The sequence below is a fragment of the Lactobacillus jensenii DSM 20557 genome (assembly GCF_001436455.1).
GTDB classification, from domain to species: domain Bacteria; phylum Bacillota; class Bacilli; order Lactobacillales; family Lactobacillaceae; genus Lactobacillus; species Lactobacillus jensenii.
In genome coordinates this window covers 45,433-68,053 of the sequence record NZ_AYYU01000002.1, presented here as the reverse complement: position 1 = coordinate 68,053, position 22,621 = coordinate 45,433, and the positions used below count along the sequence as shown (strand labels likewise).

Annotated in this window: 20 protein-coding genes and 1 pseudogene; 4 read left to right on the top strand and 17 right to left on the bottom strand. The window is 33.8% G+C overall.

Annotation, left to right across the window (positions count from 1 at the left end; translation table 11 throughout):
• Positions 1-105 precede the first annotated feature (105 nt).
• The 5 genes from tig to rpsO form a co-directional block, all read right to left on the bottom strand.
• Positions 106-1,419 carry a trigger factor gene (tig, locus tag FC45_RS01060; protein WP_006584558.1) on the bottom strand — a complete coding sequence of 438 codons (1,314 nt, stop codon included), beginning with the start codon at positions 1,417-1,419 and terminating at the stop codon, positions 106-108.
• Between the two features lie 196 nt (positions 1,420-1,615).
• Positions 1,616-2,806, bottom strand: coding sequence for an elongation factor Tu (gene tuf, locus FC45_RS01055; RefSeq protein WP_006584557.1), 1,191 nt, complete (start codon positions 2,804-2,806; stop codon positions 1,616-1,618).
• A 174-nt stretch (positions 2,807-2,980) separates the two neighbouring features.
• Positions 2,981-3,814, bottom strand: a complete 834-nt coding sequence (locus tag FC45_RS01050; RefSeq protein WP_057706309.1) for a hypothetical protein — start codon at positions 3,812-3,814, stop codon at positions 2,981-2,983.
• Complete coding sequence (locus tag FC45_RS01045; protein ID WP_006588075.1) at positions 3,807-5,546, bottom strand: ribonuclease J; 1,740 nt, start codon at positions 5,544-5,546, stop codon at positions 3,807-3,809. The genes FC45_RS01050 and FC45_RS01045 overlap by 8 nt, the downstream gene beginning before the upstream one ends.
• A gap of 144 nt (positions 5,547-5,690) precedes the next feature.
• Positions 5,691-5,960: a 30S ribosomal protein S15 gene (rpsO, locus tag FC45_RS01040; protein ID WP_006586592.1), complete on the bottom strand. Its 270-nt coding sequence runs from the start codon at positions 5,958-5,960 to the stop codon at positions 5,691-5,693.
• Between the two features lie 206 nt (positions 5,961-6,166).
• Between rpsO and rpsT the strand changes: the two genes are divergently transcribed.
• Positions 6,167-6,418, top strand: a complete 252-nt coding sequence (rpsT, locus tag FC45_RS01035; protein WP_006584553.1) for a 30S ribosomal protein S20 — start codon at positions 6,167-6,169, stop codon at positions 6,416-6,418.
• Positions 6,419-6,471: 53 nt separating this feature from the next.
• Here the strand turns inward: rpsT and holA are convergent, their stop codons facing one another.
• The 9 genes and pseudogenes from holA to typA form a co-directional block, all read right to left on the bottom strand.
• Entirely contained in the window at positions 6,472-7,458 is a 987-nt protein-coding gene (holA, locus tag FC45_RS01030; RefSeq protein ID WP_006584552.1) for a DNA polymerase III subunit delta, read from the bottom strand.
• Between the two features lie 13 nt (positions 7,459-7,471).
• Positions 7,472-9,724 (bottom strand): DNA internalization-related competence protein ComEC/Rec2, encoded by a 2,253-nt coding sequence (locus tag FC45_RS01025; protein ID WP_034538746.1) that lies wholly within the window; start codon positions 9,722-9,724, stop codon positions 7,472-7,474.
• Positions 9,693-10,343 carry a helix-hairpin-helix domain-containing protein gene (locus FC45_RS01020; RefSeq protein ID WP_021351249.1) on the bottom strand — a complete coding sequence of 217 codons (651 nt, stop codon included), beginning with the start codon at positions 10,341-10,343 and terminating at the stop codon, positions 9,693-9,695. Before FC45_RS01020 ends, FC45_RS01025 begins: the two co-directional genes overlap by 32 nt.
• Before the next feature lie 77 nt (positions 10,344-10,420).
• Positions 10,421-11,454, bottom strand: a pseudogene (locus FC45_RS01015) (SepM family pheromone-processing serine protease).
• Positions 11,444-11,941 (bottom strand): pantetheine-phosphate adenylyltransferase, encoded by a 498-nt coding sequence (gene coaD, locus FC45_RS01010; RefSeq protein ID WP_006584550.1) that lies wholly within the window; start codon positions 11,939-11,941, stop codon positions 11,444-11,446. Before coaD ends, FC45_RS01015 begins: the two are co-directional and overlap by 11 nt.
• Position 11,942: 1 nt before the next feature.
• Positions 11,943-12,494: a 16S rRNA (guanine(966)-N(2))-methyltransferase RsmD gene (gene rsmD / locus FC45_RS01005; RefSeq protein WP_006584549.1), complete on the bottom strand. Its 552-nt coding sequence runs from the start codon at positions 12,492-12,494 to the stop codon at positions 11,943-11,945.
• Positions 12,491-12,823 carry a YlbG family protein gene (locus tag FC45_RS01000; protein WP_006584548.1) on the bottom strand — a complete coding sequence of 111 codons (333 nt, stop codon included), beginning with the start codon at positions 12,821-12,823 and terminating at the stop codon, positions 12,491-12,493. Before FC45_RS01000 ends, rsmD begins: the two co-directional genes overlap by 4 nt.
• A complete protein-coding gene (locus FC45_RS00995; protein WP_006584547.1) occupies positions 12,820-14,013 on the bottom strand; it encodes an FtsW/RodA/SpoVE family cell cycle protein in 1,194 nt (397 codons plus the stop codon). The genes FC45_RS01000 and FC45_RS00995 overlap by 4 nt, the downstream gene beginning before the upstream one ends.
• A gap of 100 nt (positions 14,014-14,113) precedes the next feature.
• Entirely contained in the window at positions 14,114-15,958 is a 1,845-nt protein-coding gene (typA, locus tag FC45_RS00990) for a translational GTPase TypA (RefSeq protein WP_006588621.1), read from the bottom strand.
• A 261-nt stretch (positions 15,959-16,219) separates the two neighbouring features.
• Here typA and def point away from each other — a divergent pair, with 261 nt between their 5' ends.
• The 3 genes from def to rnjA all read left to right on the top strand — a co-directional run bounded on the left by def (position 16,220) and on the right by rnjA (position 18,848).
• Entirely contained in the window at positions 16,220-16,774 is a 555-nt protein-coding gene (gene def, locus FC45_RS00985) for a peptide deformylase (RefSeq protein WP_006584545.1), read from the top strand.
• Between the two features lie 163 nt (positions 16,775-16,937).
• Positions 16,938-17,162 (top strand): DNA-dependent RNA polymerase subunit epsilon, encoded by a 225-nt coding sequence (locus FC45_RS00980; RefSeq protein ID WP_006584544.1) that lies wholly within the window; start codon positions 16,938-16,940, stop codon positions 17,160-17,162.
• A 3-nt stretch (positions 17,163-17,165) separates the two neighbouring features.
• Positions 17,166-18,848, top strand: a complete 1,683-nt coding sequence (rnjA, locus tag FC45_RS00975) for a ribonuclease J1 (RefSeq protein ID WP_006588078.1) — start codon at positions 17,166-17,168, stop codon at positions 18,846-18,848.
• A gap of 95 nt (positions 18,849-18,943) precedes the next feature.
• On the opposite strand, the gene recD2 is transcribed toward rnjA, so the two are convergent.
• The 3 genes from recD2 to FC45_RS00960 are packed head-to-tail and all read right to left on the bottom strand — an operon-like array spanning position 18,944 to position 22,616.
• The gene (gene recD2 / locus FC45_RS00970; protein ID WP_006584541.1) at positions 18,944-21,316 is read right to left on the bottom strand and encodes an SF1B family DNA helicase RecD2; all 2,373 of its coding nucleotides are present in this window, start codon (positions 21,314-21,316) and stop codon (positions 18,944-18,946) included.
• Between the two features lie 5 nt (positions 21,317-21,321).
• Positions 21,322-21,957, bottom strand: coding sequence for a tetratricopeptide repeat protein (locus tag FC45_RS00965; RefSeq protein ID WP_006584540.1), 636 nt, complete (start codon positions 21,955-21,957; stop codon positions 21,322-21,324).
• Positions 21,957-22,616 (bottom strand): histidine phosphatase family protein, encoded by a 660-nt coding sequence (locus tag FC45_RS00960; RefSeq protein WP_006584539.1) that lies wholly within the window; start codon positions 22,614-22,616, stop codon positions 21,957-21,959. Before FC45_RS00960 ends, FC45_RS00965 begins: the two co-directional genes overlap by 1 nt.
• Positions 22,617-22,621 lie beyond the last annotated feature (5 nt).

Here is a 22,621-nt window from a genome sequence, read left to right as displayed (position 1 = left end):
CCTCTTATAGTTAACACTAAGATTAGCATAAAAGTTCAATTAAAGGCTAAAATTTGCTCTCAAGAAAAAAAGCGGCTAAAAGCCGCTCTTTTTAAGAAATAAAAATTACTTGTCAGAGTCCTTTTCAAGTTGTGCTTTACCAACTTGTTTTGCACTGTCAGTAATAAGATCCATTGCCTTACGTACAGCAATATCATGTGAAAGCATGTCATCAGACAAAGTGTTACGAACAGTCTTTTCATCCATGTTGTATTCAGCTGCAAGATCTTTAATTTCTTGTTCAATTTCTTTCTTGTCAGCCTTCAAGTCTTCCTTAGCAACAATTGCTTCAAGAACTAAGTTAGTCTTAACTCTTTCAGCAGCATCAGTAGAAAGTTGTGCACGTAATTGTTGCTCAGTAGTATTAGTTAACTTGAAGTAAGTTTGTGGGTCAATACCTTGACGTTGCATGTTACCCAAGTATTGGTTAAGTTGAGTATCAACATCTTCTTGAATCATAGCATCAGGAATTTCGTCAATCTTGGCATTCTTAACTGCAGTAGTAATTGCTGCTTCTTGGATTGCGTCTTGTGCTGCAGCTTCCTTATCTTCTTTCAATTGCTTCTTGATCTTTTCTTTTAATTCATCAAGAGTTTCAACTGAATCATCAACGTCTTTAGCAAACTCGTCATCTAACTTAGGAAGTTCTTTTGACTTAACTTCGTGTAACTTAGTTGCAAAGTGTGCTTCCTTACCAGCTAAGTCCTTTGCACCGTAATCTTCTGGGAAGGTTACAACAACGTCAACTTCATCTCCTGCTTTATGACCTTCAAGTTGATCTTCAAAGCCAGGAATGAAAGTATTTGAGCCAAGTTCAAGTGAGTAGTTTTCTGCGCTACCACCATCAAAGGCCTTGCCATCAATTGTACCCTTGTAGTCAATAGTAACAGTGTCACCCTTAGCTGCCTTGTCATCCTTTAAAACAAGTTCAGCGTTTTGTTCACGCTTCTTATCTAATTCAGCGTCAATGTCCTTTTGGTAAACACGAGTGTTTTGCTTTGGAACTTCAATGCCCTTGTATTCGCCAAGTTCTACTTCAGGCTTAACAGAAACTGTAGCCTTCATAGTCCAAGCCTTATCCTTGTCCATTGAAACTGGTTCAATCTTTGGTTGACCTACTGCGTCAATTTTTGCTTCCTTAACAGCAGCAGTATAAGCGTTAGGCAATACTAAGTTCAAAGCGTCTTCATAAAGTGCTTCTTCACCATAGTATTGGTTGAAAATAACACGACTTACATGGCCCTTTCTAAAACCAGGTACACGCAAGTTTTTCTTAATACGGTTGAAAGCTTGATCTAAACCTAATTTAATTTCTTCTTGTGAAATTTCAAAAGTTAATTCACCAGTAGTTTTACCGGTCTTTTCCCATTTTGCAGACATTTAATTCAATACCTCCGATGTCAAATTTGGGTTTGCTATTGCACACTCAACTATCTTACCCTAAATAACGATAAAACTCAAATTTAAGAGGAATTTTCTTAAAAACTTATTGAGTATTACATAGCCTAAAACACAAATCAAATTTTAGATAAAAAAAATGTACTTGCAAGAGCAAGTACATTTTTTTAAAGTTGGATTAGTCAAGAATTTCAGTAACTTGGCCGGCACCAACAGTACGTCCACCTTCACGAATAGTGAACTTAGTACCCTTTTCTACGGCAACTGGCTTGATTAATTCAACAGTAAATTCAGTGTTGTCACCAGGCATAACCATTTCAGTACCTTCTGGTAATTCAATAGCACCAGTTACGTCAGTAGTGTGGAAGTAGAATTGAGGACGGTAGTCTGAGAAGAATGGAGTGTGACGACCACCTTCGTCCTTCTTCAAGACATAAACTTGACCCTTAAACTTCTTGTGGGTTTGGATTGAACCTGGTTGTGCTAAAACTTGACCACGAACAACTTCATCACGGTCAACACCACGAAGCAATACACCAACGTTATCGCCGGCTTCACCTAAGTCCAAAGTCTTGTGGAACATTTCCAAACCAGTAACAACTGACTTCTTAACGTCATCAGTTAAACCAACGATTTCAACTTCATCGCCGACCTTAACTTGACCACGGTCGATACGGCCTGAAGCAACAGTACCACGACCAGTGATAGTAAATACGTCTTCAACTGGCATCAAGAATGGCTTGTCAGTTTGACGTTCTGGAGTTGGGATGTATTCGTCAACAGTCTTCATAAGTTCCAAGATAACCTTTTCTTGTTCTGGGTCACCTTGTAAAGCCTTCAATGCTGAACCACGGATAACTGGAACATCGTCACCAGGGTAATCGTATTCTGATAACAAGTCACGAACTTCCATTTCAACTAAGTCGATCAATTCTGGATCGTCAACTAAGTCACACTTGTTCAAGAATACAACGATGTATTCAACACCAACCTGACGAGCAAGTAAGATGTGTTCACGAGTTTGTGGCATAGGACCATCAGTTGCAGCAACAACTAAGATAGCACCATCCATTTGAGCAGCACCGGTAATCATGTTCTTGATGTAGTCGGCGTGGCCTGGAGCATCCATGTGTGCGTAGTGACGGTTTTCAGTTTCGTATTCAACGTGGGCAGTGTTGATAGTGATACCACGTTCTTTTTCTTCTGGCGCAGCATCGATTTGTGAGTAATCAGAAGCTTGTGCTAAGCCTTGCTTTGCCAAAACAGTAGTAATAGCTGCAGTTAAAGTGGTCTTACCGTGGTCAACGTGTCCGATAGTACCAATGTTAACGTGCGGCTTGGTTCTTTCGTAATGTTCTTTTTCTGCCATTAAAATGACCCTCCTGTAAATTTGCAAGAAGTCCGTTGAGATAAGTTAACGGATAATTCTCTGTTGAATATTGTACTACTTTCATTCGCATTCGACTAGTCTCTTGCCAATGAAAATATCCTTATATGATTATACCTGATTACAAGAAAATGTAAACCATTTTGTTTAAAATCTTTAACGACTTATATTTTGATAGATTTTAGTTAGTATCTCTTGATGTTCGCCCCCATTTCTTTCTAATACAAAGTTGACAAGATCTTTACTAAATGAATCAGGTTCATTTACAAAATCATCTATTTTTGGATAGATTGTTCCTAATAGCAAATTAGTTTCACTTAAAACAGTTGGCAAAATCGATGGATTTTTACTTAATCGATCACCGATTGAACTGATAATTTCTTGATACACTGTATTCTTAGCTAATAATGGTGTTAATGATGGATTGAAAGCAGTCATTTGATCTAAAACTATTATTGGAATATTTTCATCCATTTTAAGCTTTACCAAGTCCTCACAAATAGCTAAACGTAATGCAAATGACTGGCTAGGATCTATTAAAATACTTTTGCTAAAGTTAACAAAATTCGTCAAATTTAATTTAAATAAACTTTGATAATCCTTTTGCCTTATTACGCTTTTCTTTTTAAAAGCTTGCATAATTTTCATCTGCTTTTCTAGCTTTTCAGGGACAACTTCTTTTATTTTGGGATTATCCAATAATTTTTTTAATTGTAAAAATTCTATGAAGTAATTATTCCTGGCTAACGTTTCCAAGTATAAAGAAAAAATTTCAGAATCAGAAAAAAGATCAGGCTCTTCTTTCACTAAATCATACGCCTGATCTTCTTTGTTATCCGATAAATAGACCTTAACTAAGCTTTTTGAAATATTTTCATCATAAGATAAATTCAAAGCCTCTTCCAAATATTCTTCAGCTTGAGTTAAATCTTTATTCTCAATACTTTCATTAGCTAAATTAATTAAATTTTTTTGACTTAAATTAGTCATTATTTTCTGCCTTTTTATTTCTAAGTTCGTGTTCGGATTTCTTTCGAGCCATTGCCCGATGTCTATTTTGATTTACTTCCATAATCACTGGCAAAACAACTGGCCGCCGGTTAGTTTGCTTGTATAAAAACTTCTCCAAACTGTTACGTACGTCCGTTTTTAATTCAGACCAGTCAAACTTTTTATGTTCAAAATTAGTTAGTATTGCTTTTTTGATAACTTCACGCGATTCATTCATTAATTCTTTGTTAGCCTTAATATAAACGAAACCACGACTACTTACCCTAGGTTCAGCAATAATCTTTTTCTTTTTACGGTCAATAGTAGCAACTGCAATAAAAATTCCATCATCAGATAAAATTTCTCTATCACGCAAAACAATATTTCCTACATCACCAATACCACTACCGTCAATCATTGTATCTTCACCAGGAACTGGATCAGTTAAGTAAAAGCGACCTTTTTGTAAGCTTAAGCAATCACCATTTTTAGTTATATAAATATCTTTAGTTTTCATTCCTGTCGCTATAGCCAAGTTGCGATGAATTTCAAGTAAGCGATATTCACCAATTACAGGAATTAAAAACTTAGGCTTTAATGTTGAAATAAGTAGTTGTAAATCTCTACCAGTGGCGTGACCACTAGTGTGCTTAGCATAAGCTAATTGCGTTACAGTACCACCAGCGCGATAAACCATATCACTAGTTTGAGCAACCATTGTTTCTACCGCATGTGAAGGCGTAGTAGCAATAAATACTAAGTCCCCTGGGTGAATAGAAACCATTCTATGACGGTTAGTTGCCATTTTTTGAAGTGACTGCAATGGTTCACCCATTCTACCAGTCTCTAATACTACCAACTGATCATCTTTATAATTCTTCAATTCTTTAGAATGAATAAAAAGTCTAGAGTCAGCTTGTAAATAGCCAAGCTTTAAAGCAATTTGGACAATCTTATTTACTCCTCGACCTGTTAACAAGACTTTTCTATTATTCTTCTTTGCTGCATCAAAGACTTGTTGCAATCTTGTAAAGTTGGAAGCTTTAGCTGCAACAATAATTCTACCTGGAGCATTAGAAAACACTTCACTAACGTAATCGCCAATTTCTTTTTCTGAAGCATTAGGAAAATCTGCTTCAGCATTAGAAGAATCACTTAAAAGCGCCAAAACACCTTTAGTAGCAATTTCGGCTAATCGATCCATATCTGTCCGATAATGCTCACTAGCAGAAGGATCAAATTTAAAATCACCAGTATAAACAATTCCACCTGCTGGTGTATGGACAACAATTCCTAATGAATCTGGAATTGAGTGGGTGGTGTGAAAGAATGAAACGCTAGCATTTCTAAAATCAATTTCTGTTTCCGCATCAATCACGTGGAAAAGATGATTCTTTCGACGATGATTTTCACGTTGCACTTCCAACTTTGCTAATTCAATTGTTAATTCAGAGCCAAAAATATCTATATCATGCCCTCTTAAGATATATGGCAAAGCACCAATTGAATCTGCATGACCATGAGTCAAAAAGATTCCCGCAATTTTATCACTATATTTGTCAAAAAATTCCATATCTGGAATCACAACATCAATTCCAAATAAAGAACTATCAGGATATTTTAACCCTGCATCAAGAACAAAAATTTCATCATTAACTTGAACAGCGAACATGTCCTTTCCTTGTTCACGGACACCGCTGACAACCATAATCTTTATATCAAAATCTGCCATTAATATTTCCTTCTCTATAATTACAATTTTTATTTAGGATCATTTGATCAAAACGTGCTAGTCTTTTTTAATTTTAGCATAGAACGGTAATTTTGACAGCAGAAAAAAAGAGTCAGCAAATGCTGACTCTCATTAAAGAATAGATTAACGACGTAAACCTAACTTCTTGATTAAAGTACGGTAACGTTCAATATCGTTTTCTGCTAAGTAACGAAGTAAGTTACGACGGTGACCAATCTTCTTAAGCAAACCAACGTATGAGTGGTGGTCTTGCTTGTGGGCCTTTAAGTGGGCATTCAAGTTGTTAATATCTTCAGTTAAAACTGCAACTTGAACTTCAACAGAACCAGTATCACCTTCATGAGTTGCGTATTCTTTAATTAATTCGTTTTTTCTTGCTTTTGAAATTGACATTTCAATAACACCTTTCTATAAATAAAATAATCGCCATTAACAACGTAAGCCGCTGGTGAAACGTGCAAACAGCGTTAATGGTTCACAACAAAATTAATAATAACGATATTTTTTTCAAAAAGCAAGTATAATTTACCTTGCAAGGATAGTTTTTCTTAAGTATAATCAATTTATGTGATTTTAGATAAATATTGGAGGTGAATTTCATGCCACAAATCAAATCAGCTATCAAGCGTGTTAAGACTCAAGCTAACGCTAACAAGCGTCGTGCTGCACAATTGAGCGAATTGAGAACTGCTGTTAAGAAGTTTAAGGTTGCTCAAGCTGCTGGTGCAGAAAACGCCTCCGACTTACACAAGGCAGCTGCTCGTGCTTTGGACAAGGCCGCATCTAAAGGTTTAATCCACAAGAACAAGGCTAACCGTGACAAGAGTCGTTTAGCTAAGCTTGCTAAGTAATTTCTAGCAAACAATAAAGACCAGGATTAATTTCCTGGTCTTTTTTTATACTTTTAAATAGCCAATAAAAACATCTTAATAAATTCATCGCCTTGATAGGTCCCATTTTTATAGCCTTGATCTAATTTTATTGCTTCAAGTAACAATCTCTTTAACTTAGAGACAGATACTTGTGTTTGTTTAGCAAGCTTAACACGGTACGGATGAATTCCTAGTTCTTTACCAATATCCATTTCGCTACGCTTTCTTGCTAATAAAATTTTGGCAGATAAGATCACTTCTAGTTGATTTTCAAAAACTGACAAAATACGAACTGGATTTTGGCCTTCTCTTAGCTGATCTTCTAGTCTTTCTAATGATTCTTGATAATTTTTCTTGAAGGCGGAAGACAATATTTCGAAAATATTTTGGGCAAGAGATAAATCTACATTATTTTGAACTGATTCTAAAGTAATCTTTTTATTATCATCAGCTATCAGTTTAAGTTTTAAATAATTGGATAATGCTGTATCCATTACTTGATCGCTTCTCTCAAGAAGCAAGTGTAAAGTGTTTTGAGCAATAGAGTAGCCTTCATCCTTAATAATTGCTTTTATCACTCCACTAACTTCATATGGTTTAAATTGTACTTCAACCGAATTAAAAGCTGACAAACTTAATTTGGTTATTTTTTTTCGTTTGTCTAAATTAGCATAATTAGCTTGCATAATCACAATATCATCAGACAAAGTTAAATTGGCAAAGACTTTTTCTAGTTTTGCAATATTTGCTTGAAGTTTTTTAGGTGATTTTCCTGTCAAGAAAATAGGATTTTTCACCCAAATTATTTTTTGTTGTGAAAATAAACTTGCTTCTGTTAATGAAGCTAATAACTCATCTAACCCATCATTTTCACAGTCGATTCTTTGCAAATCTAATCCCTTAAACTCTGAATTATTCAAATAATCTCTAATTAAATAATCATTTAAGAAAGCATCTTCACCATATATTAGCAAATTTTTATTTTGAACATTTGAATTTTTAAACAATGAAATTAACATTCTTACCTCAAATTTATTTCAAAAAAGTTTCAAAGTGGTCTCTTCCAAAACCATATCGATAACTAATACTACCATATCTTTGAGTACTAAGATATGGTATTGCCAATTTATCTAACTTTGCTAACGTCTCCTGATTAGGATGATGGTAGCGATTATTTCGCCCTGCAGAAATAAAAACCAAATCAGGTTGAATAATTTGTAAAAAATGTTCAGATGACGATGTCTTACTTCCATGATGTCCTAACTTAAAGTAATTAACTTTCATTGGAGTTTTCTGACCTATTACTTCTTCACCAGCCTGGTCTAAGTCTCCAGTAAAAAGCCAGCGCTTGTTATTAACTTTAAAAGTCACCGATAGTGAATCTTCATTTTTACCTAATCCAGCTTGATATGGATAGACAATATCAAACTTTATTCCTTCATTCACTCTATCCCCAGCCAGCAATTCCTTAATTTGTGATTTATGAACTTTTCCAGCAATTCTTTTCAAAAAAGCTTGATTCTTTAATAGACCTCGAGCCATATATAACTTATTTACCTTAATTTTATCTAACAATGGTCCTAGATCTCCAACATGGTCGGCATCTTGATGAGAAAGAAAAATTCCATCTAAATGATCAATTCCTTGTGCTTTTAAAAAAGGCAACGTTATTTGCTCTATTTGAGGTCTTTTAGGCCGTTTAGAGCTAGCAAATGAAACTTTACCTCCTGTATCAATCAAATAACTTTTTCTAAAAAGAGGAGTAGTAATCAAGATACTATCGCCTTGTCCAACATCAATAAAAGTTACCTGACCTTGCAATGGAAAATGAATGCTAATAAAAATTAAAGAATATGCACTTATCAAAGTAACTATCGATAATTTTAATTTGCGACTTTCTAATCTAAAAATTAAGTAACAAAAACTTACTATTAGTAAAAATAAAACCTGCCACCATGTTATTTTTCCAAATATTATCATTCCGATATTTGTTCTTGCAAAACTATTTATAGTTGCTTCACCAAATTCTAAAATTTTTTCAAAAATATCAGAGATAAATAAAAATTTATTAAATAAAAAGATATTAATGAAGGTCAAAGGCATCACAACAAAATTAAAATAAGGAACAATCAAAATATTAAAGAAGACGGTAAATATATTTACTTGATAGAAATTAAATAAAAGAAGTGGTGTTAATAGTAAATTTAATAACATCCCTTGCTTAAAACTACTCTCACTCTTAATAACCTTTAATCCTAAGACCAATATATAACTCAAAATGGCCCCAATATTCATAAATAACCGTGGATTGATTAATAGGTGAACAATTGCTGTTAAACCTAGTAAGTCCGAATTATTAAGATTAAAAGCCTTCTTTTTTAGTAATCCACCTAAAAAGTAGGTTAAACAGCTTCTAACAAATCCCGCTTGTCCAGCGCAAAGCAATATTCCCAATAACAAGCAAAAACTAATAATAACAAAACTCTCATCTTCAGTTATTTTGAAAAAATAACAAATCACAGAAATAACAAAAGTGTATATCCCAACATGAAGACCTGAAATACTCAAAAGGTGAATTACACCTAAATTTCGATAATTATCTAATATTTGTTGAGTATCATCATTAATGTTTTCTCCTAAAATCAATTCACCCGCAAAGAAACTAAGTAGCCTTGGAAAAGTAGTAAAATATCTTTCCAATTTAAATCGCAAATAATGATAAAAATCAATTAGACTATAGCTACTACTAATAAACTGATAATTTTGAATATTAACCAGTTCTTTAATTCCTTTACTAGCATAATAATGCCGATAATTTATCTCACCAAAATTATGAGCTTGCTCAATTTCACTAACTTCATACTTGATATTAAATAATAAAACTTTTTCTCCTTGACTTAGTGCATTTCTTATCGCCGAAGTAGGTTTAAACCCAAGTGTGATCTTTCCATTTTTAAATTTTCCAATTCCAGAAACATAATCTGGGATTAATTTCACTTGATCTGGATAAATTGTAATGACCTGTCCTTGATATGAGTAAAGTGGTATGCTTTGAAATAAACGTATACTAAAAATAATTATAAAAACTAATAAAAGTAACTTAGTATGCTTAAACTTTTTGATTAATAAAAAAGAGAAAAATAAACAAAAAATACCTATTACACCAACATGCCAATAAGACTTTGCTTCGAAAAATAAAAAACTAATACTAATTAAAAGAAAAGCAACTAGTAAATAAAATCCTGGTTTTTTACTATAATTCAAGTTGATCTTTAAAGCCGGCAAGTGTCTTTTCTCCAATTCCAGAAACTTTTGTTAAGTCTTCAACACTTTTAAATGGTCCATTTTGTTCACGATAAGCTACAATTTGTTCTGCCTTTTTCTGACCAACTCCATTTAATTTTTGTAAATCAGCTACGGTTGCGGAATTTAAATGAATCTTTTCTCCACCACTATTACTTACTGATGATGATCCTTGGTTAGAGGCTGTATTAGCAGAAATGCTTTCCCCTTTAACAGGTATATAAACTTTATCTTGATCTTTCAAAAGAATAGCCCGATTAATGGAACTTAAGTCTGCTTCAGCAGTTTCGCCACCTGCTGCTCGAATCAGATCAGCAACTCTAGCTCCCGCCTTCAAAGTATAAATTCCACCATTTTTGACTGCTCCAGAAATGTCACAAGTTACTTTATTAGTCTTTAAATTACTAGCACTTATAGCTACTGAAGAAGCTTGCAAACTACTCTGACTAGCGGAACTACTTGAAGCTGTATTCATTGAAATTAACTCATCTTGAGAATTTGTATTAACTTTTAAGCAAAATAATACAATAACTCCTACAAGAGCCGCAATTACACATACTTTATACTGAATCAACCAATCTTTTATTTTTTCAAAATTCATCATTTTACCTCAAACTTATTAAAAATTCTTTTCTAAAATTAAATACAAAAAAAGTCTAGGTTTTTTCCTAGACTTTTTTATTTTTGAATTTTTTTCAAATAAGTTAATGCATCATTAAAAGTTGCAACCGGAATAATTTTCATTTTTGAATGAATTTTTTTAGCTGTTTTTACAGCGACTGCATAATTGGTTTCATTTTTCTTATATCCAGGTAATTGCTGACTTGGGGCAAAGAAAACCTTGGCTCCTGCTTTATCAGCAGCCACGACCTTCTTATCAACTCCACCTATCATACCAACATTTCCTTCATTATCAATTGTTCCTGTTCCTGCAACCTTAACTCCATGTGTTAAATCATGTCCTGTAAACAATTGATATGAGGCCAAAGAAAACATTAAACCTGCTGATGGGCCTCCAATAGAACCAGCATTAATCTTAATTTTAGGATTTGTAATAACTTTACTGCGTTCAACTAATTGAATTCCAATAGCTGCTTTTGCCTTGTCTGTAGCTAGCGGAACTGTTTTTCCGGAATAATTAATTGATTTATCATCCCTTTGAACCGTAATAGAAACCTTTTGACCTATCTTTTGCTTTTGAATGTAGTCCATATTAAAGCTTTAGTTGACTTAAAATGTTGGCCATCAACTGCTATAATCGTATCTCCTATATTTAATTTATTTCTAAATTTAGAATTAGTAGTTAAGCCCATTACATAAACACCAAAAAATTTCTTTTTTGGTGTTTTTCCAGCAACTTTAGCGGCATAATAGATTGCATTATTTTGACTAGTTTCCATATACCATTCTTGCAATTGCATGTACTGACTAGTATTTTGATTTCCTAGTAAGTCTTTTTGGGAAATTCTGGTTTCAAAAGGATTGGTATAACTCCATAGATAATCCCCTAAACTAGCTTGTCGCTCACTTACCGTAACCATAAATAAGTTCTTGCTAGCTTTTTTACCATTTGAAGATACAAATTGACTTACACTATTTGCATCACCTGGCGCTTCAATATAATAATTGGTTGGCCAAGAAAGTCCTAAATATACTAAAACAAGAACCAGTAATGTTGCAACGATGATATTTAATTTCTTTTTATTTTTCATTTGACCCTAACACCCTCTTCAAAGCCAAAGCTGCTTTTTCTGGTAGAAATTGCGAAACATCGCCATTAAATTTTGCGATTTCTTTAATCATACTCGAAGCGACAAAACTATTTTCACTACTTGTCATAAAGTAAATTGTTTCAATAGCTGGATTGAGCTTCTTATTCATAGCACTAATTTGTTGTTCATAAAGGAAATCTTCACTATTTCTTAGTCCGCGAACAATAATATTAGTTTGCAACTCTTTAGCAACATCAACTGTTAAAGTAGCAGGTCTAGTAAGAACAGAAACATTAGCTAATTTTAAATCAGCTAATGCATCTTCAACTAATTCTGCTCTTTCTCGTGCAGAAAATAAATATTTCTTACTTGTATTAGTCATTATTACCACAAATACTTTATCAAAGGCTTTACTTGCCTGTTTGATTGTTTCTAAATGACCGTTAGTTACTGGATCAAAGCTCCCAGGAAAAATTGCTTTTACCATCTTAATTATCCTTTTGATATATTCTGACAATTGTTTTACCTAAATGATGTTCCTTAGTTAAGGTAAACCCCTTTACGTCTGCTAATTGAGTATCATCATCAGTTTCACAAACAAAAATTGCCTTCGAGTTAAGTAAATTCAACTTATCTATTTCTGTCATAATTTGAGTGATTTTTTGTTTAGCATAAGGTGGATCCAAGAAAACCATATCAAACTTATAATCATGCTCATGTAAGAATTTTAAAGCTACCTTATCACTCATTTTAAATACTTCAAACTTTTCTTCTTCATGAGTTAGGGCAACATTCTTTTTTATTATTTGAACTGCAGCATAATTAATATCTGTAATTACCGCATGATCGAATCCACGAGATACAGCTTCAATAGCTAAAGCACCACTACCACCATATAAGTCTAGAGTAATACCACCATCAAAAAATTGTCCTAAACTATTAAAAAGAGATTCTTTAACCTTATCACTTGTCGGCCTTGTTTTATTACTCTTTAATGTGAACAAGTTTCTTTTAGCATATTTACCAGCAATTATTCTCACTGCTTATATTCCTCATTTTCTTCTAAAATTTGTTCTGCTTCAGAGGCTAGTTTATTAATTTGTCCTTCTTCATGCTCACGACTAAAATCCAATTCACTTGTCGGTGAAATTTCAGCCTTTTTAACAAAGTGTAGCTTATTTAACTTTATTGTTAACTCTCTAGCTCCATTTTGATTTACATAAATTAGACAATATTTTTTTCTTTTAGAAAAGTAAACGATATCTCCGAATTGTCTTAACTTAAATTGGTCTTGAGCTTGATTTAAAAAAACGATTATTGCAACTCGTGCTGGTATATTAGTATTTTCTAAATCTAGATTGTAACTCATTGTACACTCCGTTCTATCATAATGGCTCGCTTTTCTTCTGCAGAAATATTTAAAACTAATCCAATTCCAGCTGTTAAGACAAACATTGAGGAACCACCATAACTTATAAATGGTAACGTTACTCCAGTAATCGGTAATAACCCAATTACTGCCCCAATATTAAATAAAGTTTCCGTAAATATTATTGTTGTCACTCCAAAACAGACCAAAGCATTAAATTGACTTTGGGCATGGACACCAACTTCCATAATTCGCCACATTAAGTAAAATAGCAAACCTAAAATTAGACAAGCACCTATTGATCCTAATTCTTCGCTAATAATCGACATAATAAAATCGGTATACGGTTCTGGTAAATAGCCACGCTTTTGCATACTATTACCTAACCCCACTCCAAACAAACCACCATTATGAATTGCATAATATGAATTTACCAATTGTGCCCCACTTGTTTTTTCCAATTGAAATGGATGGGCAAATGCTAGTAAGCGCTGGAATTGATAGGAGTTTTGTAAAAACTTTGGATTCCAAACAATAATTAAAGATACAAAACCAATAACTAGTCCCAACAAAATAAACATCCAAGTTAGAACAAGTCCTGCTCTAATTCCTGAAACTGCATATAAAACCATTACTATCATAAATAAAATAGCTGTACCACCAAAGTCTGGTTCTACAATAACTAAAGCCATAATAGCAAATGCAATAATTGTAGGATTGGATAATGAATGCCAAATATTACCTGCTACTAAGCGATTAGCCCTTTTATCTAAGATCTTGGCTAAATATAAAATCAGAGCTAATTTTGCAATTTCTAGTGGTTGAATACTTATAAAACCTAAATTAATCCAACCTACCGCACCATTAACAGCAAATCTTGCTCCACCTATTATTTTCATCGCTAACAAAATAAGTAACAAGAATACGGAAATTCCTAAATAGGACATAATAAATCTCCAACTTCGAATTTTCCTCATTTTAGTATTAAAAGCTGGATACCCTAAAAATATTACAGCCACTATAAAGTAAATTAATTGCTTGCCACCATAAACTGTTGGCTTAAAGCCATTAACTAGCAAAATATCTGAGCTAGCAGAATAAACCATTACTATTCCCACTACACATAAAATTAAATAAGGAAGTAATATTTTATAGTCTAAATATAAAAATTTTTGTTTATCTGGACGCACCTTCGCCGTCCTCCTCTTAAAATTAGTCTTAATAATTATTATAAACCAAAAAAAGCTGCTACTTCTATTGAAGTAACAGCTTTTTATGATTAATTAGCAATTAATTTTGACGATTTTTCTTCTTATCGAACTTTTGACGTTCATTAGTATTCAAAATCTTCTTACGTAAACGAATACTTTGAGGTGTTACTTCACAGTATTCATCATCATTTAAGAATTCGATTGCTTCTTCTAGAGTTAATGTCTTAGGAGTCTTAATAGAAGCTGAGTGGTCCTTACCTGCAGCACGGGTGTTAGTTAAGTTCTTACCCTTGGTTACGTTAACTGCAATGTCACGTTCACGTGATGATTGACCCACAATCATACCTTCATATACTTCAACACCAGCACCAATGAACAAGATACCACGTTGCTCTACTGATTGAAGTGAGTATGTAGTTGATTGTCCTTGGTTAATTGACACTAAAGCACCATTTCTTCTACCAGGTTCCCAGTTCTTAACAACAGGTTTATATGCTTCAAAAGTATGGTTTAAAATACCATAACCAGCAGTTTGAGACATGAATTCGTTGTTGTAACCAATTAAACCACGTGATGGTACCAAGAATTCAAGTCTAGTTTGACCATTACCGGTTGATTCCATGTTCTTCATTTCACCTTTTCTTTGTGAAAGTGAATCAATAACTGAACCAACATATTCATCTGGAGTATCAACTTGAACTGCTTCAAATGGTTCACACATTTGACCATCAATTTCACGGTAAATAACCTTAGGACGTGAAAGTTGCATTTCAAAACCTTCACGACGTAATTCTTCAACTAAGATTGAAAGGTGCAATTCACCACGACCTGAAACAGTCCAAGAGTTAATTTGATCAGTTGGTTCAACCTTCAATGAAACATCAGTACGTGTTTGTTTCATCAAACGATCTTCCAACTTCTTAGGAGTTACTTGGTCACCTTCACGACCTGCAAATGGTGAGTCATTAGCAACAAAGTCCATTTGAAGTGTTGGTGGATCAATGTGAAGTGGTGGTAAAGCTTCTGGATTTTCAGCTGAAGCAATAGTTTCACCAACAAAGATATCGTTAATACCTGAAATAGCAATGATATCCCCTGCTTTTGCTTCTTTAATTTCGTTACGCTTCAAACCAAAGAAACCAAATAATTTGGTAACACGGAAGTTTTGAGTAGTACCATCAATCTTCATAACAGTTACTTGATCACCGACTTTAATCTTACCGCGGTATACACGACCTACCCCGATACGACCTACATAGTCATCCCAATCAAGCATAGTAATTTGGAATTGAAGTGGTTGGTCACTATTTTCAATTGGAGCTGGAATATTTTTGATGATAGTTTCAAAAATAGGATCCATAGTTTCTTTTTGGGTACTTAAGTCTTCATCATAACTTGAGGTACCATTTAACGCACTTGCGTAGACAACTGGGAAATCAAGTTGTTCATCATTAGCACCAAGTTCAATGAATAATTCAAGAACTTCATCTAAAACTTCAGCTGGTCGAGCACCAGGACGGTCAATCTTGTTGATAACAACAATTGGCTTAACACCAGCTTCTAAAGCTTTTTTAAGTACGAAACGAGTTTGAGGCATAGTACCTTCATATGCATCAACCAATAAAAGAGCACCATCAACCATGTGCATAATACGTTCTACTTCACCACCAAAGTCGGCGTGTCCTGGTGTGTCCAAGATATTGATAGTTGTATCATGATATTTAACTGCAGTATTCTTTGAAAGAATAGTAATACCACGTTCACGTTCAATATCGTTTGAGTCCATCGCACGATCTTCAAGGTTAATATGTTCTGGTAAAGTATCTGATTGCTTCAATAATTGGTTAACCAAAGTAGTTTTACCGTGGTCAACGTGAGCGATAATCGCAATATTTCTAATATCTTCTCTTCTTTGTTCTGACAAAGGTATTCCTCCCAGCTTCAATAAAAAAACTGTGACGTGGTCACAGTATGAACACGCAAATCATAATTTACGTTTTTTCGAAGTGTCTACATTTTTTAGTTACGTTGCTAGATTTTACCACTTAAATGTAAAGGGGTCAATGTTTAGCAATACTTTTAAAGTATTACGAGCAGAATTCTAATAAATAAAGTATTACGAGCAGAATTCTAATAAATGTGGTACAAATATATAAGTAAATAAATGTTTTAAGGAGCAATATATATGATTCTTATGAAAGATATCGTCAGAGATGGCGACCCAGTTTTAAGAAGAGTTGCAGATCAACTTACCTTCCCACTTTCAGAACACTACCAAAAATTAGCTGACGACATGATGGAATACTTAATTAACTCTCAAGATCCCAAAATTGCCGAAAAGCATCAATTAAGAGCCGGAGTCGGACTTGCTGCACCTCAAGTTGGTGAAGGTGTACAAATGGCTTCTCTTTTAGTACCAAATGATAAAGGCGAAATAATTTTCAAAGAAACTTTTGTAAACCCTAAAATTGTTTCTGAATCTGTTCGTCAAGTATGCTTGAGTGAAGGTGAAGGCTGTTTAAGTGTTGATAAAGTTATCGATGGCTATGTTCCACGTCCAAATAAGCTGACAATTAAATACTTCACAGTTGAAGGTGAAGAAAAAACAATTCGTTTAACTGGTTATCCAGCAATTGTTGCATCACACGAAATCGACCACTTAAATGGACATCTTTTCTATGACCGCATTGATAAAAAAGATCCATTTGCTTTAAAAGATGATACATTAGTAATTTCTTAATTTTATTAAATTGCTATAGAAAAAAGGAGGCTAACTAGCCTCCTTTTTCTATGTCATAGCTACACTAAAAGCAAAACTTATGGTAAAATTTTATTAACTATTGAATATTTTTGAAAATATTCATCTTGAGATCGTTTTAACAACTAAATAAGGAGATAGATTTATGATCTATAAAGTTTTATACCAAGACAACAAGATTGTTAACCCAAGAAGAGAAACTACTAAGACACTCTTTCTTGAAGCTGACAGTATTGGTCAAGCTCGGATGATGGTTGAAGATAATACCCCCTACAATGTCGAACTCATCCAAGAATTAACTGGCAACTCATTGGCATACGAAAAAGAACATGCTGATTTTAAGTTGACCACATTTGATACTGACAAGTAATCAATGGTTAGAATAAAAAAAGATGAAGTAGCTGTTTTTGCCATTGGGGGTTTAGGTGAAATCGGTAAAAATATGTACTGCGTTCAATATCAAGACGAAATTGTCATCATGGACTGTGGTATTAAGTTCCCCGAAGATGATTTACTAGGTATTAACTATGTAATTAGTGATTATTCATACCCTGTTAAAAATCGTAAAAAAATCAAGGCCTTGGTTGTCAGCCATGGCCACGAAGACCATATTGGTGGGATTCCATTCCTACTAGAAAAAATTCCGGAAATTCCAGTTTACGCAACACCTTTTGCCTTAGCTTTAATCAAGGGCAAATTGGATGAACATGGAATCTTAAAAACCACTGAACTTCATGAAGAACATGAAGATACAGTTTTAAATTTTGATAAGTTATCTGTTACATTCTTCAGAACTACTCACTCAATTCCAGATACATTAGGAATTGCTGTTCATACCCCATTAGGTGCAGTGATTTTTACTGGTGATTTCAAGTTTGACTTAACCCCGGTAATGAATCAACCTGCTCCAGATTTTCAAAGAATGGCCAAGTTAGGTGACGAAGGTGTATTAGCATTACTATCAGATTCAACTAATGCAGAAGTATCCGCATTTACCAAATCTGAACGTTTTGTTGCTAAATCTCTAAATAATATTATTAAAGGAATTGATGGTCGTATTATCTTTGCGACATTTGCATCTAACCTTTATCGAGTTTCAACCGCTGTTGAAGCAGCAATTGAAACGGGAAGAAAAATTGCTATCTTTGGTCGAAGCATGGAAAATGGGATTCAAAACGGAATCGATTTAGGGTACTTAAACGTACCTAAAGATTTGATTGTTGATGCTAATGAAATCAACCGCTTAAAGCCAAGTGAAGCAATGATTTTATGTACTGGATCACAGGGAGAACCATTAGCTGCTCTTTCAAGAATCGCAGATGGTACTCACCGACAAATTAGCATTCAACCTGGTGATACAGTAATCTTTTCATCAAATCCAATTCCGGGTAACACCTTATCTGTTAACCATTTAATTAACAAGTTAATGGAAGCTGGAGCAAATGTTATTCATGGCAAAGTCAACAACGTCCACACTTCTGGTCACGGTGGCCAAGAAGAATTAAAGATGATGGTGCGCTTAGCTAAGCCGAAATATATGATTCCAGTTCACGGTGAATACAGAATGCAAGTTATTCACACTCACCTAGCTCAAGATGCAGGTGTTCCAAAGGAAAACACCTTTGTTTTAGGTAATGGTGAAGTGATAGCATTCAGTCCTGAAGGTTCAAGAATTGCTGGTCATATTCCTGCGGGTGATGTTTTTGTTGATACTTCTGGTACTGCAGATGTTGGCAACGTCGTTGTTCGCGATCGTCAGATTTTATCTGAAGAAGGATTAGTTGTGGCAGTAGCAACTGTTGATTATAAACATCAACGTGTCCTAGCTGGCCCAGATATTTTAAGTCGTGGTTTTGTTTATATGCGTGAATCACAAGACTTAATTTCTCAAGCACAGAAAAACGTCTACCATGTATTGCGGACGCAAATGGCCAAGAAGCCACGCCCTTCTGAAAATGATATTCGAAAGGCAATAATTGCTAATTTACAAGACTTCTTGTATGCCCGTACTGAGCGTAGACCGCTCGTTTTACCAATGATTATCGAGAAAAAATAATTTAGCTCAAAAATTATCAATAGTAAATAAAAAATCAACTAGTTAAAAAACTAGTTGATTTTTTGTTTGGAATCCAATTATTAAAGAAAGACTAATTAATCTAATTTTTTCAACTTAATTCCTTGCATTCCAATCATTGGATCAATTTGTCCAGAATAAATAGCCTCTTTTGTTAAGATTTTTTCTCCATTATTTTCTGTTTCTTCAGTATCACTTTTAGCATTTATGTCTTTGGCATTGCTATCTGGTTTGTGCTTATTTTGTTCAAGCTTGGGCATTAAACTAATAATTTTCTTTGCTAAACCAGTTTTACGATTATTTCCAGGAGTATTAACTGCCATTAAAAAGGCTTTTTGTTCACCAACCAAAACTAAATTCTTGGCCGCCCTAGTAACCGCTGTATACAAAAGATTTCTTCTTAACATCACAAAATTTTGCATAGTTAAGACTAAGATAACAAGTGGAAATTCAGATCCTTGTGATTTATGGATAGTAATTGCATAGGCTCTTGTTAAATCAAGTAAATCCTTGCGCGAAAACTTTACTTCTCGATCATCAAAATTGCATACTAATATTTCATCACTTTTATTTTCATTGATTCCAATAATTTTACCAATTTGACCATTATAAATATCTTTTTCAGGATTATTTTGCAATTGTAAAACTCGATCACCAATCATGAACTTTTCATCATGACTTTCAACAAATTTACTATTTTCATCTTTGGGGTTCAAAATTTTTTGCAATAAATTATTTAAATTGGTAATTCCACTAGTACCATGATACATCGCACTTAAAACTTGAATATCATCTTTGGCAAAGCCTTTTTTAATAGCATAATTTACTATTTGTTCAATTGCTCGACCTACTTGGGCAGGAGGACATGGAATAAATGAATAATTCTTAGTTTTTTGGAAAAGTAAGTTTGTATTTTGATCTTCGTTAATGCTGTGGGCTAACGTAATAATCGATGAATCATCACCCTGCCTATGAATCGTAGTTAATTTTGTAATTGGAAAAGCAGAGGCAGTTATCATATCACCAAACACATTTCCTGGTCCAACTGAAGGTAGCTGATCTTTATCTCCAACAAAAACCACACGTTTAGTCCCGACAATACTAGAAAGTAGTTGCTTAAATAAAAACATATCAACCATCGACATTTCATCAATGATTAAAATTTCACCATTAATTTGATTTAACTCAACTTCTTCATCACTGTTACTACTATTAATGCCAAGCCCTAATAAACGGTGAATAGTCTTAGCTTCAACACCTGTTGTTTCACTCATTCTCTTAGCTGCTCGACCTGTTGGTGCAGCTAAAATAAATGGTGGATCTTCACTATATAAACTAGCTGCTGGAATATCTTCCAATCGTCTTAGACAATACAAAATACCATTAATAATTGTCGTCTTTCCAGTACCTGGTCCACCAGTTAATAACGACAAAGGATGATTAAGTGCTTTTTTAATAGCAGATTTTTGGGTCTCATCATATTCAATTTTTAAGTGCTTTTCACATTCTTTAATAATTTGAGATAGTTTTTCATCTGAAAAGCTTTCACACTTATTATCATTAATACGTGCTAGATTTTGGGCAATAGTTTGTTCTGTTTCAAAAATATTTTGCAAGCTAATTACATCATCTTTAACAACAACTTTTTCAGCTCTTTGCAAATCATTTACTGCTTCTGCAATTGAATCAAATTGCGGAATCTCAGTTAACTCACTAACTTCAGTCAGTAAAAACTTCAATTCAACAAAAGTATTTCCTTGTTCTTGCAAATTATTAAGAAGTACTTGATATATTCCTCCTTTAATTCTTCGAGAATCAGTAAATGAAATTCTTAATTGTTCACCTATATAATCTGCCTGTTTAAAGCCATAACCGGATACTTCATTAATTAATGCATATGGATCCTTTTCTAACTTTTCAATACTATCTCCGTGATATAAATGATAAACTCGATTAATCACATTTTTTCTAAGTCCATATTGACTTAGTTTTAAGCTAATTTCGGCGTATGAATCCATCGAATTAAGTCCAGATAACAAGCTATCTTTTTGTTTTTGAGTTAATGCAAGTTCCTCTAATTTATTTGGATTTTCTTTTAAAACTTGTAAGGCATTTAAGCCTAATTTATCAATAATCGTTTGGGCCGTTTTACGACCAATTCCCGGGAATTTATCCCCACTAAGATATTTTGTCAGACTGCCTTCTTCATGAGGCATAACTTGGTGATAACTTTCAGCTTTAAATTGTAAACCAAACCTTTTATGTACAATTAACTCTCCAGAAAATTGATATTCTGAATTAATTGAAACATCCCCAAAACTACCTGTTACTTTAATATCTTCTTGATCATAGCCTGCCAGCTCCCCAACAATTTCAACATCGAGGATTTTAAACATATCTTCGCTGTTTTCAAAAATTATGCCTGACAAGCGTCCCGTAAATTCTACCATTACTTTTATTTTCCTTGCTTAACTACCTTTAAAAGGCTGTCATATTGCTTTTTTGCGGTTTGATAATAATCCGGATCAATCTTTTCAGCCAAGGTAAAATACTGTTCTGCTTCTTGGCGATTGCTCCCAAATAAAGTTACACCAATTAGAAAGTTTAATTTTCCTGATCTTTCATCTTTAGGAATTTTTAGATAATTTTCTCTAGCTCTTGCAAAATCACCTAGTGAAAGCCAAATATCCCCTAATAATTCTAAAAGATCATTATCTACTTTTGAAACGCTCATGGCAAAAGCCAAGGCTTTTTGCGGATTTCCTAATTTATGAAAAACTAAGGCTTTTTGATAATAAGTCTCATCATTATTAGGAATAGTATCAAGTAAGGCTAATGCCCGGTCAAAGTCACCTTCCATGTAATAGCAAATAGCCAAATTATAATCCATATCTTGTGGCTTTTTAACTAACCCTTTTGCTTGAACTAGTAACTTCTTGGCTTGATCAATTGCCCCTTGCTCTAATAAATAAGTTGAAAGTTCTAAATAATTATTAGCATTTTTAGGTTCATGATCAATATCTTTAATCAAGGCTTGAATTGCTTCTTGAGTCTTACCTTCTTGATAGAGTTTTGCAGTCTTATCGCTCATTATAGTGAATCTGTTGCTCCTAATTTTCTACCTAAATAACTAGTTTCATTCCACACAACTTTATGGAAGGTCTTACCTTCATCATCTGTCTCTAAAATAGTCAAACTAGTATTACTTAATCCTCCATGCTTACGAATTTCGGCTAGTGGATAACCAAGTAAGCCACCCATAATTGCACATAAGGCTCCGCCATGACTGACAGCAAGAATCTTATCATTTTTATTAGGATAAAGTTTAGCCATTTCTTGGGCAAAATCTTTCCCGCGCGCAATTACTTCAGGATAAGTTTCACCATGAATCTTTGAAGGATCATATAAGTCGGCATGATTCCAAAAGTCATCAATTTCTTTAGGATACTTCTTTTCAGCATCAGCAAACTTCATCCCTTCCAAATCGCCCAAATTAAACTCACGTAAGCGTTCTTCAACATGCACAGGTAAACTTATACCCATTGTTTGTTGAACACCTTGAGCGGTATCAAAAGCCCTTTTTAAAGGACTAGCATATATTCCTCTAAACTTAGTTCCTTTCAAATAATTACCTAGCTTTTTGATATCTTCATAACTTTCAGGTAAAAGTGGCGAATCACCATGTCCACCTTGAAACTTTGAAGCTAAATTCCATTCTGTCTTACCATGTCTTACGAAATAAATTTGCATTTTAT

Coding starts and splice junctions, on each gene's coding strand:
- rpsO (WP_006586592.1), bottom strand. CDS start 5,960: ATGTCAATTTCAAAAGCAAGAAAAAACGAATTAATTAAAGAATACGCA.
- rnjA (WP_006588078.1), top strand. CDS start 17,166: ATGGTTAGAATAAAAAAAGATGAAGTAGCTGTTTTTGCCATTGGGGGT.
- FC45_RS00980 (WP_006584544.1), top strand. CDS start 16,938: ATGATCTATAAAGTTTTATACCAAGACAACAAGATTGTTAACCCAAGA.
- FC45_RS01045 (WP_006588075.1), bottom strand. CDS start 5,546: ATGGCAGATTTTGATATAAAGATTATGGTTGTCAGCGGTGTCCGTGAA.
- tig (WP_006584558.1), bottom strand. CDS start 1,419: ATGTCTGCAAAATGGGAAAAGACCGGTAAAACTACTGGTGAATTAACT.
- holA (WP_006584552.1), bottom strand. CDS start 7,458: ATGTTAATTTCATTGTTTAAAAATTCAAATGTTCAAAATAAAAATTTG.
- FC45_RS00960 (WP_006584539.1), bottom strand. CDS start 22,616: ATGCAAATTTATTTCGTAAGACATGGTAAGACAGAATGGAATTTAGCT.
- FC45_RS01000 (WP_006584548.1), bottom strand. CDS start 12,823: ATGAGTTACAATCTAGATTTAGAAAATACTAATATACCAGCACGAGTT.
- recD2 (WP_006584541.1), bottom strand. CDS start 21,316: ATGGTAGAATTTACGGGACGCTTGTCAGGCATAATTTTTGAAAACAGC.
- rpsT (WP_006584553.1), top strand. CDS start 6,167: ATGCCACAAATCAAATCAGCTATCAAGCGTGTTAAGACTCAAGCTAAC.
- coaD (WP_006584550.1), bottom strand. CDS start 11,941: ATGGTAAAAGCAATTTTTCCTGGGAGCTTTGATCCAGTAACTAACGGT.
- FC45_RS01020 (WP_021351249.1), bottom strand. CDS start 10,343: ATGAATTTTGAAAAAATAAAAGATTGGTTGATTCAGTATAAAGTATGT.
- def (WP_006584545.1), top strand. CDS start 16,220: ATGATTCTTATGAAAGATATCGTCAGAGATGGCGACCCAGTTTTAAGA.
- FC45_RS00965 (WP_006584540.1), bottom strand. CDS start 21,957: ATGAGCGATAAGACTGCAAAACTCTATCAAGAAGGTAAGACTCAAGAA.
- FC45_RS01050 (WP_057706309.1), bottom strand. CDS start 3,814: ATGACTAATTTAAGTCAAAAAAATTTAATTAATTTAGCTAATGAAAGT.
- tuf (WP_006584557.1), bottom strand. CDS start 2,806: ATGGCAGAAAAAGAACATTACGAAAGAACCAAGCCGCACGTTAACATT.